The organism is Methylobacterium sp. Leaf85 (genome assembly GCF_001422125.1).
Classification (GTDB): domain Bacteria; phylum Pseudomonadota; class Alphaproteobacteria; order Rhizobiales; family Beijerinckiaceae; genus Methylobacterium; species Methylobacterium bullatum.
Window position 1 is genome coordinate 1 of sequence record NZ_LMME01000024.1, and the last position, 10,648, is coordinate 10,648.

Here is a 10,648-nt window from a genome sequence, read left to right on the forward strand (position 1 = left end):
CCCGGTCGCGGTAGCCGTTGCGTTGAACCAGCCGCTCGGCGCTCTTCTCGCCGTGGGCCGCCCCGGTCAGGCCGCCCACCTCCAGTTCCATCAAGCGCTCGGCCGCAAAGCCGATCATCTCGCGTAGCAAATCCGCGTCGGCGCTCTTCTCCATCAGCCCGCGCAGGGTCATGATCTCGTCGGTCATCGGGGGTCTCTCGGGTTCGGGGTTGGAAGTCGCAACCCGACCCTACCCGGCAACCGCCGATGACCACCCTGAAGCTACACCACTGCCTGGGACACGACCTGATTGACGAACTCGGGGCGAAATGAGGTGGCTGTCGATGATGGCCTCGCATCGGCCTTCCCATGCTAGTGCACTGACGCACTCAAAAGGTGCGAGTCATGGCGAAAATTTCGCTGCTTTAGCAGCGTGTTAGCGATGACTGCTATGGTGCATCAGTCGGTGTCAGTGCACTAGCGTGGAACCCAGCCAACAAGAATGACAGCGGCCACACCGACCAAATGTTGCCTGGGTGTTGGCTCAGCGTCGAATTTCATCCGACATGGAACGACCTTTGGCACGGTCTTTGACGAAGGACACGCTGCGTTCGCCCACGGCGAGCCGGAAGCTACCTTTGCCGGTTGGGTTGGCCCGATTGTCATTGGCACCCATGACGGTCCCGACATAGGTGATCGCGCCGGGTGAGAAACGTACGTTCCGCGGCGAGGAACCGGTTGTGTTGTCGGCGCGTCCGACGACAATCCATTTGCCGGCGACCAAGCGTAGGACGATAGCCATCTGGTCCATCCCGTTACCGGTCGCGTCGTATTGGTATTCGACGAAGGCTACGGCCTCGTCAGTGCCTGCGTCTGGCTTGCCATGAAATAGATGCACGCCCTGATCCAGCGATTTGATCGTGCACGAACCCTCTCCGGCCTGCGTGTAGCAGGGGATCTTCGTGGCCGCCATGTAAGCGGCCAGGGCGGGCGCGGCGGGGCCTACCGGCGCGGCAAACGCATGGGTAATCCCGGTAGTAAGGCCGAGGAGGGCGCAAGCGACGCTTCTGGCGAAAATCCTGTTCATGGTGGTGCTCCGTACCTGCATTCGCGCGGTGGTGGCATAGATGCCAGGACACGGTGTCAGCGGGAAGCGCCAAGCTTCATTCTGGTCAATGGACGCTTACTGACGTTCAGCCATCAGGTGATGTTCCTCCGCGAAGCGCGCACGTCCTGACCGTTCCCGCATCTTCGGGAAGATGTTGCGCGACAAGACCTCCTCGGGCACCTTGCCGAAGCCTTCGAGCAGCTCGGACCGTCACGCTTGCCGGCCCGTGGCGTCTTCGCTGAGGTCCCTGAGGATGACGTTCCAGTCAGCGTCCTTCACTCATGGTCATGAAGGGCGTCCTCGACGCGCCGGTCGGCGATGTCCGCGATTATCATCGCGTCCTTAGGGTCGGCCCGGGAACGCGTGAAGCGGCCGGTGAACTCCAGGGTGATGGCAAGGCTCTCGTGCGGATCGTGGATGGCAGCGATCTTCAGCTCGGGCAGGTCGAGACCCTCTCCCAGCATGTCCACGCACACGACGATGCGGTTCTCCCCCGCCCCCAAACGCCGTAACGATTCCCGTTGCTCCGCCTGCTTCAGGCCGCTGTGGAGCAACACCGGCCCGCGTTGCGAGGCCAGCCCGGCGTTGATGCCCAGGATCGCACAGGCCCGCGCCTTGTCGTCCGCTCGGGCCATGATGTGGTGTCCAAACCCAGGCCCGAGGCCGGCTTCGAGGTGATCGATGGCCGCGCAGACGATCGCGAAATGGGCTTCCTCCTGGTTGAACTCGTCGACCACGAGGAAGCCGATGGGTTTGAAGTAACCCTCCGCCTGAGCCTTCCGCAGCGTATGCCCCGCCCATGCCGTGGTGCTGCATTTCGACGGCAAAAGCCGGAGCCAGGCTTTGAAGCGCACTCGCCACGACCAGTCACTCCGTCCCGGGCTGCCGCCGCTCAGGCGCACGGCGACAGCCGCCACGGCACGACGACGTTGTTTGCCGTCCTAGACGTCGTGGAAGGCACGGTGCTCGACCGCGGCATGCCGCGCCATCACCACGGCGAATTCATCCGCTTGCCGAGATGCTGTCGTATTCGACCGCATTCGCCGCTGGGCTACCGGCTGCGCGTGTCACCTTCCCAAAACTGACCTTCGGGCTACCCGTAAGCGCGATCTTGCAGCAGCTTATCAAGTGGCTCGGTCCAAAGGTGCCGGTCGGTTCACGCCGTCACCGCTTAAGGCAAGCCAACGACGCTCCGATCAATGATGTAGATGGATGTTCCCCACCTTGATTCGGCGGCGAATTGATTTCGGCCCCGATGGGCAATCATGAGATTTTTTATCTATTGCGGATCAAATCGAATCGCCATTAAAATCATACCAATATAGCCCTGTAGCGCAAGAGTCTTTCCTTATGCTCTGCTTATAATCGACGAACTAAGGGGGAGAACAATGCCGACAAATATCGTACTCATCGCCGCCTTGTCGATGGCTGCGTTCGGAGGCCTCGACCATGGTGCATCGAAATATGGATTAGATAATGGGCTAGAAGGAGAAAAAATATTGGTCAACTTTGGCTCTAAACCAAACCGTCGACAAAGAATAAACAATTTTGGAAATATCAAGTCGCTTATCAGTCGTATCTATTTGACCAATCTATATGGTGTACCGTCAAGCTCGGCGTTTGCGGAGTTCTGCAGTTCAGAGGAAATGAAACATGTTTACTTGACGTCAAAGAACATGGCTGAGGCATATGAAAAGTCAAAGTCCATTCGCGGCGAGGGCAGAACCTGCTCGCCAACCCGAATGGACCTTAGAGATGACGAAGTCTCTTACTTCGTTCATAAATCAGTTTCACCACAGATCATCGCTGATAAATTAAAGCGGATTGAGAATAGTAAGGAGGAAATTGAGAGTTTAAAAATACACGACCTTGCATTAGTCGGAAGATCTGTAATTACATCATTAGATTTATATAATGTCATAGAATTACGTCTGCCGGGCAGTGTCGCTTATGAAGATATGGCCCGCCTTCTTTCAAAGATCTCCTACAAAGGCTTCCGTGAGAGCTCCGACGGCTTCAACGAGCTCATTTTCCAGATCAAGGCTTGATAGATATAGGAGGATCAAATGCCCCAGATTAAATTTAATTATTATAAAGCTGAAGATCCTCTAGATCCTCTAGATACAGGTCATTTGAACGTCACTGTTCCAGGTACCGATGGAACGCAAAGAAAAGTTGGAATGAACACAGAAGGCGGCAACAATCTTACGTATTTGCTGCCCGTGCCTTACCTAAACGATGGAAAAGTAAAAATTGAAGATGAATATACTGACGAGTTTGATTCGATTCCAGTCGACGTCACACAAGAGCAATTGGATAATATCAACAACTACATTGCTTCACGCATAGATAAACCCGACAACTATTGGCTGGCAGGGAACTCATGCCGCACGTTTGCTCAAGACATATGGCAGATGGCCGGCAAGCAGGGGGAGCTGGTTCAGCAATGGGATGGACTAAATCCTGAAGATCGATCCCCCGTCCTTTACAATCAGAATGACCTGCCTGATTTCAATGAATACGCAACGCAAATAAGCGAGACCATCTCATCGAACGTGTACTCTGTGTTGAACTACGCAACCGATCAGGCCTTGAATGCAGCAATAAACTATGTGCTTTCGAACTATCTCAACAAGGACATGCCGATACCGCTGCTCAACAAGAGCTTAAGCATGGTATTTTATTATAATGAAAACAGGCTCCTGGCCGATGGTTCAGGTTGGTCGCCACCGACAACACAGGATCGCCTCAACCTGTCGCCGCTCGGGTTTGATTGGTTCGTTAGCCCAACCGATAATCAATTCTTGTATAAACAGCCCAACACCATGTCTCCATACATTAACCAGCAGTATGACTTCAGCATAACGATGGATGGGTTCGAGTATCATTTCGATGATTACGGCAACCGATATGTAACTGAGGCTAAGCCGGTTGTTCTCGATCTAAACGGGAACGGTATCGAGATTGCGCCTAAATCGTCTTCGCACACTTATTTTGATATTGCTGGAGACGGCTACCAGCATCGGACGGCTTGGGCCGGGCCGGGAGACGGGGTCCTGGTATTTGACATCGATGGAGACGGTCGAGCAACTCACCGGAAGGAGATCGTCTTCACGGACTGGGATCCGACTGCCACAAGCGACATGCAGGCGCTGGCGAACGTTTTCGACACCAATCACAATGGCAAGCTCGACGCTGGCGATGAGCGGTTCGCCTCGTTCAAGATTCAGGTGTCGAACGCTGATGGCACACAGACTGTGAAGACGCTCGCGCAGGCCGGTGTAAGCTCTATCGATCTGACCGTAGATAAGACCGTGAAAACCTTCACGGATGGCTCATCCATTGACGGGCAGTCCAGCTTCACGAGGACCAATGGCACACGCGGCACGGCTGCAAGCACGACCTTCAGCTATGAAGCCGCAGCTCATCAAGTCGACGCGAAATCGATCCTGAATCCTGATGGATCGACAAGCATCGTCAGCAAGGCATTCAATATCGATGGTAATCTTGCCTCGGAGATAATATCGACTTCCTCTGCGGACGGATTATCAAAAACGATCCGGTTTGATCATGATGGCGATGGGGTCATCGATAGCGTGCAAAATAGCGTCACCGTGATTCATTCCGACGGCGCCCAGACGAACACTCTCTCCGAGCAGAGTGCGTCTGCCGTTCTACTTAGCCACGCGACCAAATATATAAGCGCAGATGGGAAAATCAAATTAAGCCTGTACGATAGTGACGGGAACGGCACAATAGACCAGCGCGAGATAGACACGACACATGATGACGCGAGTAGGTCCATTACAGTGACAAGGTTGGATTCAGATGGGTCCATATCTGAGAGCGTTGTGCATGTCGTTTCGGCCGACGGGCAGATCGGTACAACTCAGGCTGATTTTGATGGTGACGGAATAGACGATCTCATCCGAGTCGATTGGACCGTGATCAACGAAGATGGTTCCCGTACTCAGACCATCACTGACACCGATGCCGCTGGCTCGTTGCTCACCCAATCAGTCAGAACATTTGGCGCGGATGGAACATCTCAAATCTTCAAGGCAGATCTCGATGGAGATAATGTATACGAACGGACCCAGATCTCTACGATTTCAAGTGACGTCCATGGGACTACCACGATCCAGACGAACTTGAATGCCGATGGGTCTGTGTCGTACACACGGATTACGAATATTGCTGCCGACGGCTCGACAACGATAAGCGTTCAGGATCCAAGCGGCAGTGAGTCCGCCCACACGCTGATCGGAGACACCGGCGCGAACACGCTCGTCGGCAACGATGGCATCGAAATCCTGAATGGGGGGGACGGCCCCGACATACTGAGCGGCCGAGCTGGCGCGGACACGTTCGTGTTCAGCACCAGGCTGGGCACAAGCAACATCGACCACCTCGACGATTTCTCGATCACTGATGATACGATCCAGCTGGGGCGGAACGTCTTCGGGGGCTTGGGCTTGGGGCGGCTTGACGAGACCGCGTTCAAGGAGCTCAGCGCGGGTGCCGTCGATGCCACGGATCGGATCATCTACGACAAACGCACAGGTGACCTGTTCTATGACGCGGATGGCAGCGGCACTGTCTCTACGGCCTTGCAGTTCGCTATCGTCGACAACAAGGCCCATTTGACAGCGGCAGACTTCTTCGTCTGAGTGGAGCTCTATCCTCGTCGGGTCGGTAGCTAGCCGGCGCGGTCGAGTAGCGCCTCCCAAACCGCTCTCCACGGGCTCAAGGGAGGTGCGCTCGAACTGGCGCTACAAGGGCCGGCCACTACACGACGCCGTTGGCCGTTTGGGTTGAAGCTATTCGGCGAGGCGACGAGACGCCGGACTGGATGGCCGACACGCAGCGGCGGCTGGAAACGATCCGCGCCACCAAGGCCGAATGGCAGGCCACTTGGCCTTGGCGGCTTGAACGAGTCGGCTTTGCAGTAACGCATGGAGAAGCTTGAAACCTAACCCGGGACCGAGGCGGTGGACCGCGCCAGCCTAAACGGCCAGATACGCTCAAGCTTGGTCAGCCGACGTCAAGCCTATTCCTATTTTCAGAGATGGAAGGACCCGTTCCCATGAAATTCGTTCTTCTCGTTGGTACTTCCCTGTTCGCTGCCTTGCCGGCCCTCGCGCAGGGCACTCCACCACGTCAGCCCGGAGCCGCCCCCCTCGTCGTGAAGGAACCGAACAGCACCGGCAACGACCGCGAGGTTGTCACTTCGCGCGGTGCCACGGGCGCGGACACGGTCACGTCGGACTCGGCTGCCGGTGGAAACGCCGAGCGGCCCGAGCAGCGCATCCCCAATAGCAGCGCCCGCTAAGGCCGTTCCCAAGACTAGCCGGACCCATCGACACTCCGCCCGCCCGACTTCGGTCGAGGCGGGTCTGGAAAGGGCGTCTCAATCCATTCGAACTGATTGTATCCGCGCATCCAGGCTGACGATCCGCCCTTTCACGATGTCGATGCACGTACAGATTTCAGCGAGTTGCTCGCGGATCTGTCGAAACGCCTCATTGCTCTCCCCTTGAAGGCGGCTGGCATCGGCCAATGCGTCCGATGTATCATCAACCCGCTGGTTTGCCTCGCGAAGTCCCATCCGTCGGACAACGACCTCAGCCTCGATGGCACTCGTCAGAGAATTTTCGACCGCTCTCCTGATTTTCTCCAGAGCTATCAGATTAGCGTTCAAGGTCAGGCTGAGACCTTGCAATGACGACATGGCGTTCAACGCCGTTGGATTGGTCATCTAACACCTATCATTGAAGCGTAGGTTTACTTACTTGCTAAACGCCGAGCTTTCGGCAATCAGATCATCTGCGCCGTAAGGCAGGCGGCTTTCTCGCCCCGGTGCAAGCGGCCTGACTGGCTTCCAAAAGACGGCATGTCGTTGTCGTGTGGTCCCAGTCATTCGGGTCCGGCCTGAAACCCTTGTACCTTTGCCGCGCCATCCGCGATCTCCTCATTCCTCAGGTCTGCCACACTGCCGGCCCAGATGTCAGCCTCAACCCCGACGGCACGCCGCCGCCTCAAACAGCGGCGGGACGAGCCGGTCATTCCGAGCCGCAAGGATCAGCTACGTCAGCCCGGCTTCGACAAGGCAGCTTATCGTGAGCGCAACAAGGTCGAGCGGCTGATTGGACGCCTCAAGCAGTATCGCCGCATCGCGACCCGCTACGAGAAGCGGGCAGCCAATTACCTCGTCATGGTCACCCTTGGCATGACCATGCTCTGCTCACATGACTTTTCAGAGATGCCCTAGCACTACTTTGGCAAAAAGGTATGCTGACCTAGATGTACGCCACAGGCAGGAAAATGGTCTGAGCATTCTGCAATCTCAGGTGCCTCAAACCGGAGGATTTTGACGCCGTTTAAACCTACGCGAAGTTGCATCATTGCTCTTTGGGCAAAAATGCCAAAGTAGTGATAAACCATGAAACCTAATCATCAACTTTGGTTTTGCTGTGATGTCTACTATATAAACGGCCTATGACTCTATACTATTATTAATTAAAAATAAGAAGATATAGTTGATATATAATGCCATATATTGACAAAGGCTATTTATGCATCTATCTTATGATGGCGCTTCGAGGACATTCCTCCAATCCGTCACGTTGAAGTCTTGAAAAAGAAAGACTATAAGTCATGAAAATCAATGTAAGCTGGGCGAGCAATTACTTCCCATCCCTTCTAGGGGATAAAGCTGACATTGCTCTTCAGACTGCGCAGGCTGCAGCAGACAGCTGGGCGAACCATTTTCAGAGTGATGCCGTCCTTGAATTCGTTATTACCGCTAGCAACATCGGGACGCGCTCTACCGCAACTGGCGGTCCCGCATGGGCCTGGAACGGTAAATATTTCACCGCGATACCAGCTACAGAGATGCGGGGTGGCATCAATGTTAACGGATCAAATTGGGATGGTATGGTGACATTCAGCGAGAAGAATGTCTCGACGGACAAATTCTTTTACGATCCAACGGGGAAAACACCAGTCCCCGGCAATCAGTTCGACGCATTCCATATTTTCCAGCACGAATTCGGCCACGCGCTTGGGTTCCTGGAATTCAAAGCCACGGTGGCGGCGAATGGCGCCCGCTTCTTCGAGGGTGAGAACGCCGTGGCTGTCTATGGGAAGCCCGTTCCCCTGGACTGGGCACGAGCGCACGTCACTCTTGGCCGCGAAGATCTGATGGATCCCAATGCGGCAATGGGCCAGCGTTCACCCGGGATCTCGGATCTCGATTTGGCGATGCTGCAGGATAAGGGACTTCCGATCGCAACGGAGCGGGCCGACAGACTTTGGCTCGGCAAAGCCAACGATACCTTCCACGCTTATGGCGGGAATGATCGGATCGACGGAAACACGGGGAACGATCATTTGTTCGGCGGGGCCGGCGACGACGTGCTGATGGGAGGGGCCGGGAACGACGTTCTCGATGGAGGCGCCGGTCAAGACACGGCGGCCTGGGCAGGCGACAGCAAGGGCTATGCGGTCGTCTACCAGGCAGACGCGCAAGCCGACACCCTTACCTTCAAGCACCTCGCGACCGGTGCCATCGATACGATCTCGGGGATCGAGTCCCTCAGCTTCGACAACACCGTGCTCGACATCGCTGGTCTGCTCAGGCAGGTCGAAGGCCGTTTCGGCCCCATCGCGGCCGACAGTCTGGACACGTTCGAGATGGTCCTCACTCCGACCTCGGACGACCCTTTCGTCGCACAGGTTCCGGAGATCGACGGCGCCTTCTCGATGTCGGCGCGGGTCACGTTCGACGATCTGCAGGGGGGCTCCTACCAACGCGTCTTCGATGCCGGCAACGGTCGTGCCAGCGACAACGTCTGGCTCGGCCAGATCGGTCGGGGCAGCGACATGGCGTTCGGGATCTTCGACGGCTCGAAGAGCTACCGCGTCGTCGCCAAGAACGCCATCACCGAGGGCGTCGAGGCGGAGTGGGGAGCGGGCGTGAACGAGACGGGCTGGATGCAGCTCTTCAAGGATGGTGTCCTCGTGGCTGAAGGCCAGGGCGCCGTCCCGCAAGACATCGGGCGTACCAGCAACCTCGTCGGCAAGTCGAATTGGTCGAGTGATACGCCGCTCATCGGCAGCATCTACGACATCACGTTCAAGCAGGACCTGCCCGACATCCATGGTGCCTTCACGGTCAGCGCGAAAGCCACCTTCGACGATGTCGATGGCGGTTCGTGGCAGCGCATTCTCGATATCGGGAACGGTCCGGCCTCGGACAACATCATCCTGACACAGGTTGGCACGTCGAACGACCTGCAGTTCACCATCATGAACGGTGCCAAGTCCTCCAAGATCGTGGCCGAGGATGCGATCGTCGAGGGTGTCGAGGCCGCATGGACGGCCACCGTCGACGAGGCGGGCTGGATGCGACTGTTCAAGGACGGGGAGCGCGTTGCCGAAGGGCAAGGCCTCGTCCCCAGGGACATCGAGCGGACCAACGAGTTCGTCGGGCGCTCGAACTGGGAAAAGGACACGCCGCTCATCGGCCAGGTGAATGATGTAAACATCCGCACCGATATCGAGAACGTTCGCGGAAGCCAGAACGCGGATACGCTGACCGGCGATGCGACGGCCAATGTCCTCGCTGGGGGGGCGGGAAATGACCGGCTTTTTGGAGGCGAGGGCAACGATACCCTGCGCGGAGACGCTGGCTCCGACACGCTGGTCGGGGGAGTCGGCGACGATAGGCTGGTGGTCATCGAGGCGCCGACGCTGGTCCAGGGGGATGCCGGCAACGACAAGCTCTTCCTTCAGGGGGCGGAAACCTTCACGTTCACCGACACGAACTTCAAGGAGATCGAGACGGTCTATGTGCGCGATGCGCTGACCCTCGATATGTCTGGTGTGAGTACGAAAGTCGCGATCGCTGTACAGAATGCCGCAACGACGCTCGCTACGGTGACGGGCACCAAGGGTAACGACACGATCACGGCCGGCGCGGGTGACACGGTCCTTGACGGTAGCACCGGGAGCGACAAACTCTATGCCGGCGCAGGGGCTGATACCTTCACTTTCAAAGCAAACTTTGGACGCGACAATGTCTATGGCTTTGAGTCAGGCGCAGACCATTTTGACGTGTCAGCCCTCGTCAACAGCTTCAATGATATTAACATCAGCGGACTGAATGGCGGAGCGAGTACGCTCATCACCTTCGACGGCGCTGGGTCCGGCAACAAGATCATCCTTCATGATGTCGCCGCCTCGTCGCTGGATGCGAACGATTTCGGGTTCCTCCTCACCTAAGTTCGACTCCCATCCCCTAACCCGAGCCCGGCCGGATCACTCCGCGCCGGGCTTTTTGCTGGCGTCATGCTGGGCGAGGTATGGCAGCCGGGAGCGGACCTCATGCCCAGCCCCGGCCGCCTTCTTGCCTACCTCAAGCCCGACCGGCCAGACCCTAGTGGTCTGAGTTAGAAGTTTGGTTTCAGATTGTGAGTTTGCACCTACGTGTGGGGGATGTCCGCACGGAGGTGCCCGATGGCCCGTGGTCCAAAACCTGCTCCTCTCCATCTGACTGAG

General features: G+C 56.7%; 8 protein-coding genes and 1 pseudogene. 5 read left to right on the forward strand and 4 right to left on the reverse strand.

Annotation, left to right across the window (positions count from 1 at the left end; all coding sequences use genetic code 11):
* From ASF08_RS14660 to ASF08_RS14670, 3 genes are all read right to left on the reverse strand, one after another.
* A partial coding sequence (locus ASF08_RS14660) for a transposase (RefSeq protein ID WP_200931865.1) occupies window positions 1–187 on the reverse strand: 187 nt, incomplete at its 3' end.
* A gap of 336 nt (window positions 188–523) precedes the next feature.
* On the reverse strand, window positions 524–1,066 hold the full coding sequence (locus ASF08_RS14665) for a hypothetical protein (RefSeq protein WP_156629593.1): 543 nt from the start codon (window positions 1,064–1,066) through the stop codon (window positions 524–526).
* Window positions 1,067–1,362: 296 nt separating this feature from the next.
* Complete coding sequence (locus ASF08_RS14670) at window positions 1,363–2,004, reverse strand: DEAD/DEAH box helicase (RefSeq protein WP_156629594.1); 642 nt, start codon at window positions 2,002–2,004, stop codon at window positions 1,363–1,365.
* Between the two features lie 471 nt (window positions 2,005–2,475).
* Between ASF08_RS14670 and ASF08_RS24880 the strand changes: the two genes are divergently transcribed.
* The 3 genes from ASF08_RS24880 to ASF08_RS14680 all read left to right on the forward strand — a co-directional run bounded on the left by ASF08_RS24880 (window position 2,476) and on the right by ASF08_RS14680 (window position 6,419).
* Window positions 2,476–3,135, forward strand: coding sequence for a hypothetical protein (locus tag ASF08_RS24880; RefSeq protein WP_156629595.1), 660 nt, complete (start codon window positions 2,476–2,478; stop codon window positions 3,133–3,135).
* An 18-nt stretch (window positions 3,136–3,153) separates the two neighbouring features.
* Window positions 3,154–5,757, forward strand: coding sequence for a hypothetical protein (locus tag ASF08_RS14675; RefSeq protein ID WP_156629596.1), 2,604 nt, complete (start codon window positions 3,154–3,156; stop codon window positions 5,755–5,757).
* Window positions 5,758–6,173: 416 nt separating this feature from the next.
* Window positions 6,174–6,419 carry a hypothetical protein gene (locus ASF08_RS14680; RefSeq protein WP_056146633.1) on the forward strand — a complete coding sequence of 82 codons (246 nt, stop codon included), beginning with the start codon at window positions 6,174–6,176 and terminating at the stop codon, window positions 6,417–6,419.
* Window positions 6,420–6,497: 78 nt separating this feature from the next.
* Here ASF08_RS14680 and ASF08_RS14685 read toward each other — a convergent pair whose 3' ends face one another.
* Complete coding sequence (locus ASF08_RS14685; protein WP_056146635.1) at window positions 6,498–6,845, reverse strand: hypothetical protein; 348 nt, start codon at window positions 6,843–6,845, stop codon at window positions 6,498–6,500.
* Between the two features lie 255 nt (window positions 6,846–7,100).
* Between ASF08_RS14685 and ASF08_RS14690 the strand changes: the two are divergent.
* Together ASF08_RS14690 and ASF08_RS24890 are read left to right on the forward strand one after the other, a co-directional pair.
* Window positions 7,101–7,358 (forward strand): annotated as a pseudogene (locus ASF08_RS14690) (transposase); the annotation flags it as partial.
* 386 nt (window positions 7,359–7,744) lie between these two features.
* Window positions 7,745–10,372: a LamG-like jellyroll fold domain-containing protein gene (locus ASF08_RS24890; RefSeq protein WP_156629598.1), complete on the forward strand. Its 2,628-nt coding sequence runs from the start codon at window positions 7,745–7,747 to the stop codon at window positions 10,370–10,372.
* The last annotated feature ends 276 nt before the right edge of the window (window positions 10,373–10,648 follow it).